The following is a 15,487-nucleotide window of genomic DNA, read 5'->3' on the forward strand; positions in this document are numbered from 1 at the left end:
CGCCGGGCTTGTCCAACCCGTTCCGGATGGCTCGCCTCATCGGGATGGGCGGCCGGCATGAAGCCGGCCATGACGAAGGTTGCTGGTCCCACTATGGTCCGCGCCCATGCAGCCGCCCATCCCGCCGCTCGTCATGGGCATCGTCAACGTCACGCCGGACAGCTTCTCGGACGGCGGCCGGTACCTGGACCTCGAGGCGGCGCTGGCCCATGCGCGGCGGCTGATCGCCGACGGGGCCGACATCCTCGACGTCGGCGGGGAGTCCACCCGCCCGGGCTCGGAGCCGGTGAGCGAGGCCGAGGAGCTGGCGCGGGTGGTGCCGGTGATCGCGGCGCTGGCCGCCGAGACCGACCGGCCGATCTCCATCGACACGGCCAAGCCGGCCGTGGCCCGGGCCGCCGTCGCCGCGGGCGCGCGGATCTGGAACGACGTCACGGCGCTCACCGGAGCGCCCGACAGCCTCGAGACGGCCGCCGGGCTCGGCTGCGAGATCGTGCTGATGCACATGAAGGGCGAGCCCCGCACCATGCAGCGCGAGCCGCACTACGACGACGTCGTGGCCGAGGTCGCCGCCTACCTCGCCGCGCGGGCCGAGGCGGCGATGACCGCCGGGGTGGCCCGGGAGAAGATCTGGCTCGATCCGGGGGTCGGCTTCGGCAAGCACATGGTCCGCCACAACCTGCCGCTGATGGCGGGGCTCGGCGAGGTCGTGAAGCTGGGATTCCCGGTGCTGCTGGGGGCCAGCCGCAAGAGCTTCATCTCCGCCCTCGATCCGGCCGCGAAGGCCGCCGACCAGCGTCTGGGCGGCTCGATCGCCGCGGCGCTGGCGGGCGCGGCGGCGGGCGTGGCGGCCGTGCGGGTGCACGACGTGCGGGAGACGGCCCAGGCCCTGAAGGTCTGGACCGCCATCGCTCAGGCCGGCGTGCGCGCCTCGTAGAGCGGCTTGGCCTCGGCCTCGCGTTCCAGCAGCTTCGACCAGGGGGTGAAGACGCCGTCGGCGGCGTCCTCGATCGCCTCCAGGTGCGCATGCCAGCCGGAATCCACCCCCTTGGCCTCCTCGGGCGGCAGGCCGGAATGGGTGAGGGTGAGCAGGGTCCCCTCGCCGTCGGGCTCGAGGTCGAACCGGACGTGGGAGGGCTTGGAGCCGTCCACCTCGGACCAGACCCAGGCGAAGGTGCGCGGCGGATCGAAGGCCACGATCTTGGCGATGCTGCGATAGTCGGCGCCGGTGAAGTAGAGCTGCATGGTCCCGCCGACCTCCAGCCGGTCGAGCCGGGTCTCGGCGAACCAGTCGGTCAGGCGCTCGGGCACCGTCAGCGCCGCCCAGACCTTTTCGACGGGCTTCCGGTAGCGGCGGCGGAAGACGATGGTGACGGTCTCGCCTTCGCGGCGGACCTCGCCGGGTTCGGGATGGATGAGGGTCATTGTTCTCGCTCCAGGTGATCGTCCAGGGCGGCCAGCCGGTCGGCCCAGAAGCGCCGGTAGGGCGCCAGCCAGGCGTCGAGCTCGGCGAGCCGGTCGCTGTGCAGGCGGTAGAGCCGGCGCTGGGCCTCGGCCCGCACGGTGACGAGGCCGGCGTCGCGCAGCACCTTCAGGTGCTTGGACACGCCCGGCTGGCTGAGGCCGAGGGCCTCCACCAGCTCGCCCGCCGGCCGCTCGCCGGCCCTCAGCAGGTCGAGGATCTGCCGCCGGTTCGGCTCTGCGATGGCTTCGAAGACGTCCATGACCGTACATTGCCATACAGCTATATAACTAACAAGCAAAATATGGGCGCCGGGCGCTGGCGAGCCGCCGACGATTGCTGATAGGCAGGCGCCATGGCTGCACAGTCGCTCTCGGAGCACGCGCTCCAGGCCCTGCGCGAGGGGCGCAACGCGGAAGCGGCCGCGCTCTACCTGCAGCACATGGCGGACGGCCGGCGGGACCTGGCGGCCGCGGTGAACTGCGCCATCGCCCTGCGCCGCCTGCGCCGGTTCGAGGAGGGTCTGCGGGTCCTGGAGCCCTACCGCGGGGCGGCGCTGGCGGCCGTGCCCTACACCCTGGGCCAGCTCTACTCGGGTCTGCGCCGCTGGGACGAGGCGGTCGCGGCCTACCGGGAGGCCCGCACGTTCCAGTCGACGCCGGACCTGGAGCTCAGCCTCGCCCGCGCCCTCCTGGCCCTCGGCCAGTACGAGGAGGGCTTCCGGCTCTTCGAGAGCCGCGTCGACGTCGCCGACTTCCCGACCCGCCGGCTGCAGGCGCCTGGCATCGCCGAGTGGCGCGGCGAGAGCCTCGAAGGCCGCTCCATCCTGGTCTGGATGGAGCAGGGGCTGGGCGACCAGATCCAGTTCGCCCGCTACCTGCCCAGGCTGAGGCAGGCCGCCCGGATCGGCGTCGCCTGCCACAGCGCGCTCGTCCCGCTGTTCTCACCGCTGGCGGACGAGGTCTTCGCCCGGGACCGCCCGTTCACCGCCAAGGGCTATCACCACTGGGTCCTGTCCATGTCGCTGCCGCACCGCCTCGGCACGGCCATCGACACCCTCCCGCCCACGCCCTACCTGGCGACGCCGGACGCCTACCGCGAGAAGTGGCGCGGCAAGGTCCCGGAGCGGGTGGGCGTCGTCTGGCAGGCGAACCGGAACAACCCCGACGGGGCGCTGCGCTCGCTGCCCTCGCCGGACCTGCTCGATCCCATCCGCCGGGCGACGACGGTGGTGGACCTGCAGGCGCCGCGCGGCGACTTCGCGGACCTGGCCGCCATCCTCGAACAGCTGGACCTGCTGATCAGCGTCGACACGGCTCCGGCCCATCTGGCGGGCGCGCTCGGGCTGCCGGCTTGGGTGCTTCTGGCGCCAGTCTCCGACTGGCGCTGGGGGGAGGGAGAGACGACGCCCTGGTACCCGACCCTGCGGCTGTTCCGGGGCGGCTGGGAAGAGATGATCGCGAGGGCCGCAGCCGAGCTCGAGGGGGCGGCGGCCGACGGTTAGCCGCCCCATTGTGGCCGGCCGGGCCCGCATGCCAGAAGGGGCCCATGTCCCAGCCCCTCGGCCGAGTCCTGATCATCGCCGGCTCCGACTCCGGCGGCGGGGCGGGGATCCAGGCCGACATCAAGACGGTGACCGCGCTCGGCGGCTATGCGGCCACGGCCATCACCGCGGTGACGGTGCAGAACACCCTGGGCGTCAGCGGCGTGCATCCCATCCCGCTGGAGGTGGTGGAGGCCCAGGCGCGCGCCGTGCTCGACGACATCGGCGCCGACGCCATCAAGACCGGCATGCTGGCCTCGGTGGAGATCGTGGAGCTCGTCGCGCAGCTCCTCGACGGGGCCGGGGGCGTCCCGGCGGTGATCGATCCGGTGATGATCGCCAAGGGCGGCGCGCCGCTGCTGGCCGAGGCGGCCGTGGAGGCCGTGCGGCGGCGGTTGATCCCGAGGGCCGCCCTGCTGACCCCGAACGCGCCGGAGGCCGAGGCGCTGACCGGCCTTCCGGTGACCAGCGCGGAGGAGGCCCGCCGGGCCGGCGAGGCGCTGCTGGCGCTCGGCGCGCAGGCGGTGCTCATGAAGGGCGGACACATTCCCGGCGAGCGGGTGGTCGACCTGCTGATCACCCCGGCCGGCGAGACCGCCTTCGAGGGCGAGCGCATCGACACCCGCCACACCCACGGCACCGGCTGCACCCTGGCCTCGGCCTGTGCGGCGGGCCTGGCCCAGGGGCTGAGCCTGGTGGAGGCGGTGGCGCGGGCCTGGGACTACGTCCATCAGGCGATGCTGCACGCGCCGGGCCTCGGCGCCGGCCACGGGCCCCTGGACCACGGCTGGGCCCTGCGGCGACACTAGCGGATGGATTCGCACGACGACCTGACCGCCCGCCTGGAGGCCATCCTGCGGCGGACCGAAGGGCTGATGAAGGTGATGGAGACGGCCCAGCAGCTGGCCCTGCCGGACTGGCTGATCTTCTCCGGCGCCGTCTACCAGCCGGTGATCAACCACCTGACCGGCCGGCCGCTCGACTACGGACTGAAGGACTACGATCTCGGCTACTTCGATCCGTCCGACACCTCCTACGAGGCCGAGGACGTGGTGATCCGAAAGGTCGCCGCCGCCTTCGAGCCGCCCCTGCGCGACCTGGTGGAGGTGCGCAACCAGGCCCGGGTGCACCTCTGGTTCGAGGGCAAGTTCGGCGAGCCCTACGCGCCGCTGTCGCGCAGCGCCGAGGCGCTGGAGCGCTTCACCTCGGCGACCTTCGCGGTCGGGGCGCGGCTCGAGCCGGACGGGGAGATGACCATCGTCGCCCCCTTCGGCCTGGAGGACATCTTCGCCCTGCGCCTTCGTCCCAATCCCCTCCACAAGACCGGCGGCTTCGCCCGCACCGCCGCCGCCGCCAAGCAGCGCTGGCCAGAGCTGCAGATCATCGAGGGCTGAGCGGCGTCAGCCGCCCGCGCCGTACGGGTCCGGATTGCGGATCTCCATCCAGTTCTCGACCTTGGTGAGCGGGACGAAGCCGAACTGGGCGTAGAGGCCATGGGCGTCGCGGGTGGCCAGGTGCATCCGGCGAAAGCCCTGCAGGTCCGGGTGCCTCTGGATCGCCGCCATCAGCTGCTTGCCGAGCCCGGCGCCGCGGTGCGCCGCATCCACGAACACGTCGCAGATCCAGCCGAAGGTCGCCCGGTCGGTGACCACCCGGGCCATGGCTGCCATGCTCCCGTCGGCGGCGTAGGCGCCGAACACCAGGCTGTTCCGCACCGCCTTCTCGAACGTCGCGAGGGGAATGCCCCGGCCCCAGTAGCTCTCCCGCGAGATCCAGCCGTGCGCCTTGGCGAGGTCGAAACTCGCCGGATCGTCGCTGATGGTGTAGCTGTCCGGTCCCTCGGCTCCCTGGGGCATGATCTTGCTCCCTCGGAGCTGGGCTGTAGGAGAAATCCCCGCCATGCGCCAGTGGACCGTCGACGCCTTCGCCTCCGAACCCTTCCGCGGCAATCCGGCCTGCGTGGTCGAGCCGGTGCGCGCCTGGCCGGCCGACGCCTGGATGCAGAAGCTGGCGGCGGAGAACAACCAGGCCGAGACCGCCTACCTGCTGGCCGGGGACGATCCCGCGCGCTTCGGCCTGCGCTGGTTCACGCCGACCACCGAGGTGCCGCTCTGCGGCCACGCGACCCTGGCCTCGGCCCATGTGCTGCTCGCCGAGCTCGGCCTCGGCGCTCCGCTGGTCACCTTCGACACCCAATCGGGCCCGCTGACCGTGCGCCGGGCCGGCGGCCTCTACGAGATGGACTTCCCGGCCGCGCAGGTGCGCCAGGTCGAGGTCCCGACCGGACTTTCCGAGGCCCTGGGCGGGCTCGAGGTGCTCGAGGCCTGGGCCGCGCAGATGCTGGTGGCGGTGGTGCGGGACGAGGCCGCGGTGCGCGCCGCCCGGCCGGACCTCGCCGCGCTCAACGCTATCTCCATCGAAGCGACCATGGGCCGGGGCAACGTGGCCGTCGCTGCGCTGGCCGACGCCGGCAGGCCTTACCAGGTCGTCAGCCGCTTCTTCGCGCCGGGCTCGGGCATCCCGGAGGATCCGGCCACCGGCTCGCTGCACTGCATGCTCTCGCCGATCTACGCGGCCAAGCTCGGATCGTCGGTCCTGAAGTTCCACCAGGCCTACCCCGGCCGGGGCGGCGACCTGGAGTGCGAGCTGAAGGGCGAGCGGGTGCTGCTGCGCGGCCAGGCCCAGACCGTGCTCGCCGGCGAGCTGCGCGTGGCTCCCTAGGACCTAGAAGGGGCGACCCTTGCGGGCCGCCCCTTCCGCCGCGCGGTCGCGGACGGTCCGGCTAGTCGCCGTATCCGAAGCCGTACAGGCGCTGACCGTCACGCGCCTCGAGCCGGATCAGGTCGGCCAGTCGGTCGAACCTGCGGTCGAGGTCGGCGCGTTCCCAACCGGACAGGCCGCCCAGCCGGTACCTCGCCTCGAGCGAGGCGATCCGGTTGAACTCGGCGCGAAGCCGGACGGCTTCGGCCGGGGTCAGGCGGCCGCGGTCGATGGCGCGGTCGATGCGCCGTTCCAGCTGATCGCGACGGCGGTCGATGGAGATCCAGGTCCCGCGGCTGTCGGTCCAGCCGGGGCCGCCGAACCAGCCGTAGCGCGCCGGGGCCATGTCGATCTCGGCATGGACCTCGGCCGTCAGGCCGTCGTACAGGCGGTCGAGCTCACGCGCCTCGAAGCTGGAGAAGCCGCCAACGCTGTAGCGGGCCTCCAGGCTTGCGATGTCGTGCAGCTCCTCGCGGAGCCGTTCGGCTTCCGCGGGGCCGAGGTCGCCCTCACGGACGCCCTCGTCGATCATCTCCATCAGCTCCTCGTGGCGGTCGCCCCAGGTCTGGGCGGCGGCGGCGCCGGCCGAAAGGGCCAGGGCCGAGCCTGCGACCGCACTCAGCAGGGTCAGCTTCTTCATCGGTTCAACTCCTCCGCTTCGGTCACCCTCTGCATCGAAGTCCCCCGGACGGCGGCTAAACAAATGACGGGCCAACGGGTTGCGACGCGGCCGGGCGGGCGGCGCGAGGCGCGGCTGCGCCGCGTTAACCCTCCTTGTTCGGACGGTGTTGCGCATCCTGCGCCCAGACTGGGCGCTTGCGCGAGGGCCTGCCGTCTTGTCCAAAGCCTTGAGTTTGAAGGATCTGAACCTCAGCGTTCTGGCCGTCGACGACGAGCCGTCGAACCTGCGCGTGTTCGAGCAGATCTTCGAAGTCTTCGGCGCGCGGGTGACGACGGCGGCCGGCGGCGCCGAGGCGATGGCGCTGCTGGAGGTCCGCGCCTTCGACCTGCTGCTGGTCGACCTGCACATGCCGGGGATGACCGGGCTGGAGCTGATGCGGCTGCTGCGCACCTCCAGCTTCCCCAGCTGCGAGGCGCCCGCGATCGCCGTCACCGCGGATGTCTACAGCTACCGCCGGGGCGACTACCTGCGGCTCGGATTCGACGACTTCCTGCCCAAGCCGGTGCCCGTCGCCTCGCTGGTCGAGACGGTCCGGCGGCTGGCCACGGCGCCGCGCCGCAGCTCGGCCGTCCCCGCTTCCGGCTGGGGCGCCCTGGACCTACGGGCCGGCTGAGCCCCGCGCCGCGGCGTGCTGTCGCGGCGGCGCGCCCGCTGCCCGCGATTTCCCCTGCGATCGGCCGTCCGACGCCCAGTCTGGGCGCCCGACGGGTCTGCGCACAGGAATGTTACGGCCCCGGTTTTACTGGGGAACCTCCGACTCGCTTAACATTCGTCTCACGGGCAGGGGCCCGCAAGAATCCGAACACGAGAGACGAAAGTCCAAGATTTCCCATGAGCGAACAGCCCTGGATCAGAAGCTACGCGCTGCTTCCCCGCCGCCTGTCCGATGGCGGCTGGATCTGGCTCGCCCCCTTCGAGTGGCAATGGCGGGTGCCGACGGCCGACGCGCCGCGGGCGGTCCGCGCCCCGGTGGTGGTCAGCCGCCGCCTGCGCCGCCAGGCGGGCGCGGGCGAACAGGTGCTGAGCGCCTCCTGACGATCCGGCGCGGGCCGCGGCGATCGTCCGCCGCGGCCCGGCCGTGGACCTCAGAACCGCTTCTTCAGACCGATCTCGAACACCCGGCCCAGGGGGCTGGCCGAGGTGTAGTCGTAGTTGAACTGACTGTGCTTGAACGGCGGGTCGCGGTCGAAGACGTTCTGGACCGCGAACGTCGCCACCGTGTCCCAGGGCAGTTCGTACCGCAGCACCACGTCGTGCTGCCAGAAGTCCTCGCTCTTGCCGACCGTCACCGGGAAGCCGTTGATGTAGACGGTGCTCGTGGTGCCGGGCAGCGGGCGGGTGCCCTCGTGGTAGAGGATCTGCCAGCGCAGGCTCCAGGCCTCGCCTGACAGGCTGGCGAAGGCCGTCCCCCGAAGCTTCGGATAGGAGATGAAGGTGGAGAGCAGGTCGTGCCGGCCGGCCCGGTCCACCGCGGCCTGGAAGACGATGTCCTCCGCGCCCAGCAGGCTGAAGTCGCCGCGCTTGAACTCGAACAGGTAGGTGGCCTCCAGGCCCACGGCCGCGGTCAGGCCCTCGCCCCAGCCGAACAGGTTGACCTCGTCCCAGTCGTACTGGGCCCGGGCGTCGAGCCCGCTGGTGGTGGTGTCCGGCCCGTTCACGACGTTGACCAGGGTGGTGATGATCGTGCCGACGTCGCAGCCGGTGGTCCCGCCGCCGCCGGAGTAGACGAAGCGGGCCTTCAGGGGCGCCAGGGCCGGATCGTTGCAGGCGGCCGGGCTGGCGGCCAGCAGGTTGGCCTGGTTGAAGATCTGGGCCGCGGTCTCGACCGTCAGCTCGTCCTCGAAGTCGAACTTGTAGTAGTCCAGCGAGCCGGTGAAGCCGCCCAGCTCGACCACGAAGCCGACGTTGTAGGTGGTCGCCGTCTCCGGCTGCAGGTCGGGATTGTTGGCGGTGATCACCGCCCGGTAGGTGCCGCCGAGATTGGCCACCCCCTTCTGCTCGCGCGGCGTGGTCACCAGCGGGGAGGGCGCCCGGAAGGTGGTGCTGGCCGATCCGCGGAAGGTCAGCCAGTCCAGCGGCGCCCAGCGCGCGGCGATCTTCGGGTTGGTTGTGGTGCCGATGTCGCCGTGGTCCTCGTGGCGGACGGCCAGGGTGAACTCCAGGTTCTCCATCACCGGCACGCGCGTCTCGGCGAAGATCGCCCAGACGTCGTCGGTGTCGTCGTAGTTCACGTTGGGCGCGTTGAAGTTCAGCGGCCCGGTGGGCACCACGCAGGCCGGCGTGCCGTCGTCGATGGAATCGACGCAGGGCGTGATCTCGGCGTTGTTCAGCTCGCTGTAGTCGCCGATGAAGGTCCGCTTGCGCCATTGGCCGCCGACCGCGTAGGCGACCGTCCCGCCCGGCAGGGTGATCGGCAGCTCGCCCGTGAACACCGCGTCGGCCACCATGATGCGGTTGGTGAGCGTGCTCAGCGGCGATTCGTACAGCCACCGCAGCACCGCCGGATCGTTCGCGACGGCCGGGTTGGTGTAGGGGGTCGCCGCCCCGCCCTGCAGCTTGATCGTCTGGGCGTTGGCGAAGGGGTTGAACCAGTAGCAGCCGGCCGCCGCGTTGCCGGCGTTGGCCGGGGTGCGTTCGGAAAGCTCGCACTGGTTGGGATCGCCCTTGCGGCTGGCGAAGCCGTTCAGCGCGTTCTGCAGCCGGTTGGTCAGGATGTCGGGCGTCGACGTCCGGCTCTGGGTCTCCATGTAGGTCAGGGCCGTGTCGAAGCCGATCGAGCCGAAGATCGTCCCGCTGAAGCCGCCGGAGACGCGCCAGGCGTCCGCCTCCACCGACTGGTGGCCGCCGCCGTCCGGGGTGTTGGGATCGCCCGAGAAGGAGATCGGCCGCCAGCTGGCCTGCGGGATCGACATCCCCGGGACGGACAGGGCCGCCGCGCACTGGGCCCGGGTCAGCGGCGCCATGCACCCCTGCGCCGGGTTGGCCACCCAGTCGAAGGTCGCCTGGTAGCCCGGGTTGGCGGCCGGCACGAAGAAGAAGGTCTGGAAGTTGAACGACGGCGTCGCCGTCGACCCGGACGTGCCGCCGAGGCTGGCGGCGGTCGGGAAGTTGGTGGTCGCGTTCGACGGGCTGATCCGCTGACGGGGCACCTCGTGCAGGGCCCACATGGCCTCGCCGTGGAAGGCCAGGTTCTCGCTGAAGTCGAAGTTCACCTCGCCGTAGAGCTGGTAGTGGTACTCGTCGTTGACCAGGTCGTTCCAGGGCGTGAACTGGAAGCGGCAGGCCGAGGTCGGCGTCGGCGTCGTCACCGGCGCGCCGTTGGTCGTCGAGACCGTCAGCACCCCGCCCATCTCGCGGCAGCCGTTGTCCCGGATCGGCTGGGCTGTGGCCAGGCTGTAGGCCACCCCGTCCGGACCGATGTAGGCCCCGGCCGGAAAGGCCGTCCCGTTCGGGCGCAGGTAGTTGGGCACGCTGGTGGCGATGGTCCAGCCGGCGGCCGGGTCCTGCTCGTAGGGCAGCAGCGCCCAGTCGCGCTCCAGCGTCGGCAGCACGCTGCGCCGGCGGTAGCCGGCGGTCAGCAGCGCATTGCCCTGTTCGAAGGTGCGGCCCCAGGCGAGGTTCACCTCGTAGTCGCCATCCGAGCCGTCGATGAAGGCGTACTGGGCCGAGATCTCGAGCCCGTCGAGGTCCTTGCGGGTGATGAAGTTCACCACCCCGCCGACGGCGTCCGAGCCGTAGATCGCCGCCGCGCCTTCCTTCAGCACCTCGATCCGGCCGATCGCGGCCGTGGGGATGAACGACAGGTCGGCGCCGCCGCCCACCCCGGTGGTCGAGGTCGCCTGGGTGGTGTCGGCCATCCGCCGGCCGTTGAACAGGCTGAGGGTGCGCGAGGCGCCGAAGCCGCGCAGATTGACCGAGGCGGTCCCGGCTCCGGTCAGGTAGCGGTTGCTCTCGCCGACGCCCGAGCCCACGCCGGTCATCGTCTTGACCATCTGGACCATGGTCGGCGAGCCCTGCTCCTCGAGGGTCTGGGCAGTGACGACGTCCACCGGCACGGCGGCGTCCTCCGGGGTGCCGGCGATGTAGGAGCCGGTGACCACCACTTCCTCGACCTCGCTGGCGTCGTCGGCTCGCTGGGCGAGGGCCGGGTGGGCGATGAGCCCGAGGGCCAGCGCGAGGCTGGCGCGCGAGGCGGCGGTGAATAGGCGCGTTCTCAACTGCTTGTCCCTCCTCGGCGCCCGCGAGGGGACAGGCCGCCGCGCGCCCGCCCTGGCGTCAGGACGCGGTTGCGGTTGGGATCATCCCCTGCGGACGCGTGGTCCTAGAGCTGGGCCTGGACGGCCGGGCGTTTCCTCGCCGGGGATCTTCTTTCGTCCCCTGGCGAGGCTCATCGTCCGTGGGGGTGGGGGAAAGGGAAGTTGCCCTTTGGGTCGCCGGTGGTGACCGGCGCGCACCGCGGCCTCACTCGGCCAGCTCCTGCGTCAGCCAGCGGCGCAGCCGCACCAGGGGCGGATGGCTCCAGCGATCGGCGCGGGTGGTGAAGAAGTAGGCGCCGCTGGTCACCGGCCGCCCCACCTCGACCTTCACGAGCCGGCCGTCCCTCAGCTGGTCGCGCAGCACGCAGGCGTTGGCCAGGGCCACCCCCTGGCCGCGGCTGGCGGCCTCGACGGTCATGGAGTTGTACCAGAGGCGCAGGCCGGGCATCGGGCCGATGCCGGTCAGCCCCTGCTCGGCGAGCCAGCCGCGCCACTGTTCGTCGTCCTTCTTGTGCAGCAGCGGCAGGTTCAACAGGTCGGCCGGCTCGCGGACCGGCGGGTAGGCGGCCAGCAGGTCGGGGCTGGCCACCGCCATCACCTCCGGCCGCACCAGTTCGATCCACCGCACGCCCGCGAACAGGGACTCGGGCGTCGCCTCGCCCCACAGGTAGCGGATGTCGGCGTCCGCCTCGCGGGCGGCGAAGCTGGGCTTGGCCTCGGTGGGCTGGACCTCGATCTCCAGCCCGGGGCTGTCGGCCCGGAACCGGCCCAGGCGGGGGACGAGCCAGTGGGAGGCGAAACCCTGGGAGCACCAGATCTTCAGCGGGCCCTGCTCGCCGGGCCGCATGATGTCCGAGGTCGCCGCGGCGATCTCGGCCAGGGCCGCCGAGATGCGCCGGTGGTAGCGCTCGCCGTCCGCCGTCAGCCGCCCGCCCGACTGCAGGCGGTCGATCAGCGGCACGCCGAGCCAGGACTCCAGCGAGCGGACATGCCGGCTGACGACGGCATGATCGAGTCCCAGGTCCTGGGCGGCGCGGCGCAGCCCGCCGACCCGGCCGACGGATTCGAAGGCGCGGAGGGCGGCGAACGGGGGTGTGGATTTGTGGGCGGCGGGCTTCGGGCGGGGGGCTTCAATCTCGTCCAGGTACTCGAGCGTCATGACACGAACACCGCATTTGACTGGCGATCCAGCAACGCCGTCCGCATTAGAGGGTCGAACGGCCGCGCTGTCCAACCCCCAGCTGAGCTTCGCACCGTCAGGTGGTGCTCTGCGGGCACCATCCCGGGCGCCGTTCGCGCCTTCCGCGGGACCGCGCGGCCGGGCGAGGGTTCGGCATTTTCAGCGAAAGCGAAGCTTCCCCCTACGCTTTCGACTCGGCGCCCGGCCTGTCCCCAGCCGGTCCGGGCGCCCTCCTTTTCCTGAGCGCCCGACGCAAGAGCGCCCCCGCCGGCAGGCGGGGGCGCTCAAGCTCTCCTCGGGACCGCCGATCAGCGGTAGCGGTTGTAGCCGTACTGGCTGTCGCGGCGCTCCCAGCGGATCTGCGCGGCCAGCCGGTCGAACCTGCGGTCAAGGTCGCTGCGTTCGGCCAGCGTCAGGCCGCCGGACCGGTAGCGGGCCTCGATCCGGGCGATCCGGTGGAACTCGGCGCGGAGCCGGGCCGCTTCGGCGGGCGTCAGCTGCCCGGTGCGAAGCCCCTGGTCGATACGCCGGTCGAGCTGCGCCTGGCGCCGGTCGATCGAGATCCAGGCGCCGCGATTGTCGGTCCAGCCGCGGCCGCCGAACCAGCCGTCCTGGGCGTCGTTGCGCTCGAAGCGCACGCGCACGGCCAGCCGGTCGTAGCGCCGGTCGAGATCGGTGCGCTCCCAGGCCGACAGGCCGTTGGCGCGATAGCGCATCTCCAGCCGCGCCAGGGCGTCGAACTCGGCGCGCAGGCGCGCCGCCTCGGCTCGGGTCAGGTCGCCGCTGCGCACGCCGGCGTCGATCCGGTCGTCGAGGCGTTCGAGCCGGTTGCTGACGGAAACCCAGGTCTGGGCCGAGGCCGCCCCGGCCGACAGCGCCAGGGCGGACGCGGCGAGGGTGATGGTGGTGAGCCTCATCATGGGTTCAACTCCTCTGCTTTGGTCGTCCCTCTGCTTCGAAGTCCCCCGGACGGGGGCTGTTAACCCGTCCGGGGAGGATCGGTTGCAGGGGCGGCGTTAGCGGTAGAAGCCCCAGTCGCGGTCCTGGCGCTCGCGGCGCAGGCGGTTCTCGATGTAGTTGGCCCGGCGACGCAGGTCGTCGGCCTCCCAGCGCGACAGGCGGCCGTCGCGCAGGTAGGCGAACTCCAGGCGTTCGACCTCACGGACCTGATTGCGCAGGCTGTAGTACTCCTGGCGGGTGATGCGGCCGTTGCGGAAGGAGCGCTCGATGCGCACCTGCAGCCGGTCGGTCACGTCGAAGCGCCGGTCGCCGTCCCAACGATCCTCGTAGCGGTCGCGCCGGTCGTCCCAGCGGTTGTCCCAACGGTCGTCGTAGCGTCGGTCGTCGTAGCGGTCGTCCCACGGCTGGGCCGCCGCCGGCAGGGCGACGGAGGCGAGCGCCGAGACCGCCGCCAGGGACAGGAGCATCTTCTTCATAACGGTTCTCCTCGAACACTCGCCCGCACAGGGGCGACGATGAGCGCAAGGAGACACCGACGCGCCTGAAGGCGGTCTGAGGCGGCCGTTGTCTGACGTTCAGCTAGGCGGGGTGGCGCCGCGCAGGGGCCTAGGCGGCCGCGGCGGCGTCGAGCTGGGTCGGCGCGAGGGCGCGGACGATGCCGTCGTAGAGCTTGGCGATCTCGATCGGCTTGGAGATGTGACCGTCCATGCCGGCGGCCAGGTATTCCTCCACCTGGTGCGACAGCGCATTGGCGGTCAGGGCCACGATCGGGGTGCGCGGGCGGCGCTGTTTGCGCTCCATCTTGCGGATCGTCTTGGCCGCCTGGATGCCGTCCATGACCGGCATCTGGATGTCCATCAGGATCAGGTCGTAGGCGCCGTTGCGCCAGGCCTCGACCGCCGCCGCGCCGTCGGGGACGATCTCCACCTCGATGCCCAGTGCGGCCATCACCGCCGCCAGCACCTGCTGGTTGGTCAGGTTGTCCTCGGCCGCCAGCAGCCGCAGGCCGCCCTCCGGCTGCGGCTCGCAGGGCTGCCCGTCGGTCTCCGCCGCCGGCGAGACGCCGCGGGCGATCGGCAGGGTGACGGTGAAGGTGGAGCCCTTGCCGGGCCGGCTCTCCACCTCGACGGCGCCGCCCATCATCTGGGTCAGCTCGCGGCAGATGGCCAGGCCCAGGCCCGTGCCGCCGTATTCCCGCGTCGCCGAGCTGTCGGCCTGAACGAACTTGTCGAACAGGGTCGGCAGCTTGTCGGCCGCGATGCCGATGCCGGTGTCGGCCACGACGACCACCAGCGCGCCGGCGGCATCGACGTCGAAGCGGACGCTGACGCGGCCCTTGGCGGTGAACTTGATCGCGTTGGAGACCAGGTTCTGCAGGATCTGGCGCAGGCGGTCGGCGTCGGCGCGCCAGGCTCCGCGGGCGGCCGGCGCGACCTCGAAGTCGAAGGCCAGGCCCTTGTTGGCCGCCAGCGGCTCGCAGGTGTCCCTGAGCGGGGCGACCGCGGCCTCGAGGTCGAAGTCCTCGGCGATCAGCGTCAGCTTGCCGGCCTCGATCTTGGAGATGTCGAGCACGTCGTTCAGCACGGTCAGCAGCAGGCCGCCGGACTGGCGGATCACGTCGAGGCGCTCGCGCTGGGCCTTGGGCAGCTTGTCCATGGCCATCACCTCGGCCATGGCCAGCACGCCGTTCAGCGGGGTGCGGATCTCGTGGCTCATGTTGGCCAGGAAGTGGCTCTTGAGCACATTGGCCGCGTCGGCGGCTTCCTTGGCGACCACCAGCTCGTCCAGCGTCCGCTTCAGGTCCTGCTCGCGTAGGTCGAGCTTGTGGAGCAGATGGTTAAAGCTGTTGGTCAGGCTCTGGAACAGTTCGTCCTTGGCCTTAAGGTTGACGGGCTCGAACGCGCCGCCCTCCGCCACCTGGCGCATGGCGTCCGAGAGCTTCATCACCGGGGCGATCACCCGGCTCGCGAGGCCGCGGGCGAGGAACAGGGCCACGCCCAGCCCGCCGAAGAACAGCGCTGCGGTCAGGGCGATGAACTGGGGCAGCATGGCCGAGAGCGAGGGGCTCTTCACCGTCATCGACAGCTCGCCGATGGCCTTGCCCTGCTGCAGCACGGGCGCGGCGACCACCGATCCGGAGGCGGCGCCCGCCTCGGCGTTCGGGCCCACATAGGTCGCCACCGCGTTCCCGCGCGCGTCCACCAGCTTGGCGGAGAGGATCTGGTCGGAGTGCTTCAGGCCCCCGATGGCCTCGGCGGCCCAGACGGGATCGCCCGAGGCGAGCGCCGGCGCGGCGGCGCTGGCGGTGATCTGGGCGACGGCCTCGTGGCCGTGGCGCAGCTGCTCCCGCGCCACCGCCCACTGCTGCAGCATGAAGGTGACGCAGGCGGCCACGAGAACCACGACGGTGGTGACCAGGGCCACGCTCGCCACCCGGGCGTGGAACGTCGCCCCCTGGGCTTCGGCCTCAGCGGCGCCCGTCTCGGTCGTGGGGGTCTCGGGGCCCATGGTGAATACGTCTTACGCGAGAGTTCCTAACCAAACGTCGCTGTGTCTGGTGAACCACACCGCAACTTTCGCGATAGACGCGCGCGATTCATGCTTCCTTAAGCTTAACAATTCATTTACCTTGGTTCCCGCCAGG

16 protein-coding genes are annotated in these 15,487 nt (G+C 71.5%); 7 read left to right on the plus strand and 9 right to left on the minus strand.

The features are described from left to right. The first annotated feature begins 106 nt into the window (after window positions 1–106). Window positions 107–937, plus strand: coding sequence for a dihydropteroate synthase (gene folP / locus ACFSC0_RS09635; RefSeq protein WP_377283155.1), 831 nt, complete (start codon window positions 107–109; stop codon window positions 935–937). On the opposite strand, the gene ACFSC0_RS09640 is transcribed toward folP, so the two are convergent. Next, window positions 913–1,425, minus strand: coding sequence for an SRPBCC family protein (locus tag ACFSC0_RS09640; protein ID WP_377283154.1), 513 nt, complete (start codon window positions 1,423–1,425; stop codon window positions 913–915). The two genes, folP and ACFSC0_RS09640, sit on opposite strands and share 25 nt — an antisense overlap. After that, window positions 1,422–1,724 carry an ArsR/SmtB family transcription factor gene (locus tag ACFSC0_RS09645; protein ID WP_377283153.1) on the minus strand — a complete coding sequence of 101 codons (303 nt, stop codon included), beginning with the start codon at window positions 1,722–1,724 and terminating at the stop codon, window positions 1,422–1,424. The genes ACFSC0_RS09640 and ACFSC0_RS09645 overlap by 4 nt, the downstream gene beginning before the upstream one ends. 93 nt (window positions 1,725–1,817) lie before the next feature. Here ACFSC0_RS09645 and ACFSC0_RS09650 point away from each other — a divergent pair, with 93 nt between their 5' ends. The 3 genes from ACFSC0_RS09650 to ACFSC0_RS09660 are packed head-to-tail and all read left to right on the plus strand — an operon-like array spanning window position 1,818 to window position 4,399. Further along, a complete protein-coding gene (locus tag ACFSC0_RS09650; RefSeq protein WP_377283152.1) occupies window positions 1,818–2,966 on the plus strand; it encodes a glycosyltransferase family 9 protein in 1,149 nt (382 codons plus the stop codon). A gap of 44 nt (window positions 2,967–3,010) precedes the next feature. Next, window positions 3,011–3,814 carry a bifunctional hydroxymethylpyrimidine kinase/phosphomethylpyrimidine kinase gene (gene thiD / locus ACFSC0_RS09655; RefSeq protein ID WP_377283151.1) on the plus strand — a complete coding sequence of 268 codons (804 nt, stop codon included), beginning with the start codon at window positions 3,011–3,013 and terminating at the stop codon, window positions 3,812–3,814. A 3-nt stretch (window positions 3,815–3,817) separates the two neighbouring features. Continuing rightward, window positions 3,818–4,399, plus strand: coding sequence for a nucleotidyltransferase family protein (locus ACFSC0_RS09660; protein WP_377283150.1), 582 nt, complete (start codon window positions 3,818–3,820; stop codon window positions 4,397–4,399). 6 nt (window positions 4,400–4,405) lie between these two features. Here ACFSC0_RS09660 and ACFSC0_RS09665 read toward each other — a convergent pair whose 3' ends face one another. Further along, on the minus strand, window positions 4,406–4,861 hold the full coding sequence (locus tag ACFSC0_RS09665; RefSeq protein ID WP_377283149.1) for a GNAT family N-acetyltransferase: 456 nt from the start codon (window positions 4,859–4,861) through the stop codon (window positions 4,406–4,408). A 43-nt stretch (window positions 4,862–4,904) separates the two neighbouring features. Between ACFSC0_RS09665 and ACFSC0_RS09670 the strand changes: the two genes are divergently transcribed. Beyond that, window positions 4,905–5,726 (plus strand): PhzF family phenazine biosynthesis protein, encoded by an 822-nt coding sequence (locus ACFSC0_RS09670; RefSeq protein ID WP_377283148.1) that lies wholly within the window; start codon window positions 4,905–4,907, stop codon window positions 5,724–5,726. A 61-nt stretch (window positions 5,727–5,787) separates the two neighbouring features. Here ACFSC0_RS09670 and ACFSC0_RS09675 read toward each other — a convergent pair whose 3' ends face one another. Next, window positions 5,788–6,405 carry a hypothetical protein gene (locus ACFSC0_RS09675; protein ID WP_377283147.1) on the minus strand — a complete coding sequence of 206 codons (618 nt, stop codon included), beginning with the start codon at window positions 6,403–6,405 and terminating at the stop codon, window positions 5,788–5,790. A gap of 208 nt (window positions 6,406–6,613) precedes the next feature. On the opposite strand from ACFSC0_RS09675, the gene ACFSC0_RS09680 reads away from it, so the two are divergent. Continuing rightward, on the plus strand, window positions 6,614–7,060 hold the full coding sequence (locus tag ACFSC0_RS09680) for a response regulator (protein ID WP_377355137.1): 447 nt from the start codon (window positions 6,614–6,616) through the stop codon (window positions 7,058–7,060). A 218-nt stretch (window positions 7,061–7,278) separates the two neighbouring features. Next, the gene (locus tag ACFSC0_RS09685) at window positions 7,279–7,482 is read left to right on the plus strand and encodes a hypothetical protein (protein WP_377283145.1); all 204 of its coding nucleotides are present in this window, start codon (window positions 7,279–7,281) and stop codon (window positions 7,480–7,482) included. A gap of 50 nt (window positions 7,483–7,532) precedes the next feature. Here the strand turns inward: ACFSC0_RS09685 and ACFSC0_RS09690 are convergent, their stop codons facing one another. From ACFSC0_RS09690 to ACFSC0_RS09710, 5 genes are all read right to left on the minus strand, one after another. After that, a complete protein-coding gene (locus ACFSC0_RS09690; RefSeq protein ID WP_377283144.1) occupies window positions 7,533–10,664 on the minus strand; it encodes a TonB-dependent receptor domain-containing protein in 3,132 nt (1,043 codons plus the stop codon). Window positions 10,665–10,908: 244 nt separating this feature from the next. Further along, complete coding sequence (locus ACFSC0_RS09695) at window positions 10,909–11,862, minus strand: LysR substrate-binding domain-containing protein (protein ID WP_377283143.1); 954 nt, start codon at window positions 11,860–11,862, stop codon at window positions 10,909–10,911. 329 nt (window positions 11,863–12,191) lie between these two features. Then, window positions 12,192–12,803 carry a hypothetical protein gene (locus ACFSC0_RS09700; RefSeq protein WP_377283142.1) on the minus strand — a complete coding sequence of 204 codons (612 nt, stop codon included), beginning with the start codon at window positions 12,801–12,803 and terminating at the stop codon, window positions 12,192–12,194. Between the two features lie 96 nt (window positions 12,804–12,899). Beyond that, complete coding sequence (locus tag ACFSC0_RS09705; protein ID WP_377283141.1) at window positions 12,900–13,319, minus strand: hypothetical protein; 420 nt, start codon at window positions 13,317–13,319, stop codon at window positions 12,900–12,902. A gap of 130 nt (window positions 13,320–13,449) precedes the next feature. Then, window positions 13,450–15,351 carry an ATP-binding protein gene (locus ACFSC0_RS09710; RefSeq protein WP_377283140.1) on the minus strand — a complete coding sequence of 634 codons (1,902 nt, stop codon included), beginning with the start codon at window positions 15,349–15,351 and terminating at the stop codon, window positions 13,450–13,452. Window positions 15,352–15,487: the final 136 nt, after the last annotated feature.

This window comes from Phenylobacterium terrae, assembly GCF_042681205.1.
Lineage (GTDB): Bacteria > Pseudomonadota > Alphaproteobacteria > Caulobacterales > Caulobacteraceae > Phenylobacterium > Phenylobacterium terrae.

Bases quoted from the DNA above. Each gene is read 5' to 3' on its own strand.
- ACFSC0_RS09675 (WP_377283147.1), bottom strand. From the start codon at position 6,405: ATGAAGAAGCTGACCCTGCTGAGTGCGGTCGCAGGCTCGGCCCTGGCC.
- ACFSC0_RS09665 (WP_377283149.1), bottom strand. From the start codon at position 4,861: ATGCCCCAGGGAGCCGAGGGACCGGACAGCTACACCATCAGCGACGAT.
- ACFSC0_RS09640 (WP_377283154.1), bottom strand. From the start codon at position 1,425: ATGACCCTCATCCATCCCGAACCCGGCGAGGTCCGCCGCGAAGGCGAG.
- ACFSC0_RS09685 (WP_377283145.1), top strand. From the start codon at position 7,279: ATGAGCGAACAGCCCTGGATCAGAAGCTACGCGCTGCTTCCCCGCCGC.
- ACFSC0_RS09645 (WP_377283153.1), bottom strand. From the start codon at position 1,724: ATGGACGTCTTCGAAGCCATCGCAGAGCCGAACCGGCGGCAGATCCTC.
- folP (WP_377283155.1), top strand. From the start codon at position 107: ATGCAGCCGCCCATCCCGCCGCTCGTCATGGGCATCGTCAACGTCACG.
- ACFSC0_RS09660 (WP_377283150.1), top strand. From the start codon at position 3,818: ATGGATTCGCACGACGACCTGACCGCCCGCCTGGAGGCCATCCTGCGG.
- ACFSC0_RS09710 (WP_377283140.1), bottom strand. From the start codon at position 15,351: ATGGGCCCCGAGACCCCCACGACCGAGACGGGCGCCGCTGAGGCCGAA.
- ACFSC0_RS09650 (WP_377283152.1), top strand. From the start codon at position 1,818: ATGGCTGCACAGTCGCTCTCGGAGCACGCGCTCCAGGCCCTGCGCGAG.
- ACFSC0_RS09705 (WP_377283141.1), bottom strand. From the start codon at position 13,319: ATGAAGAAGATGCTCCTGTCCCTGGCGGCGGTCTCGGCGCTCGCCTCC.
- thiD (WP_377283151.1), top strand. From the start codon at position 3,011: ATGTCCCAGCCCCTCGGCCGAGTCCTGATCATCGCCGGCTCCGACTCC.
- ACFSC0_RS09670 (WP_377283148.1), top strand. From the start codon at position 4,905: ATGCGCCAGTGGACCGTCGACGCCTTCGCCTCCGAACCCTTCCGCGGC.
- ACFSC0_RS09695 (WP_377283143.1), bottom strand. From the start codon at position 11,862: ATGACGCTCGAGTACCTGGACGAGATTGAAGCCCCCCGCCCGAAGCCC.
- ACFSC0_RS09700 (WP_377283142.1), bottom strand. From the start codon at position 12,803: ATGATGAGGCTCACCACCATCACCCTCGCCGCGTCCGCCCTGGCGCTG.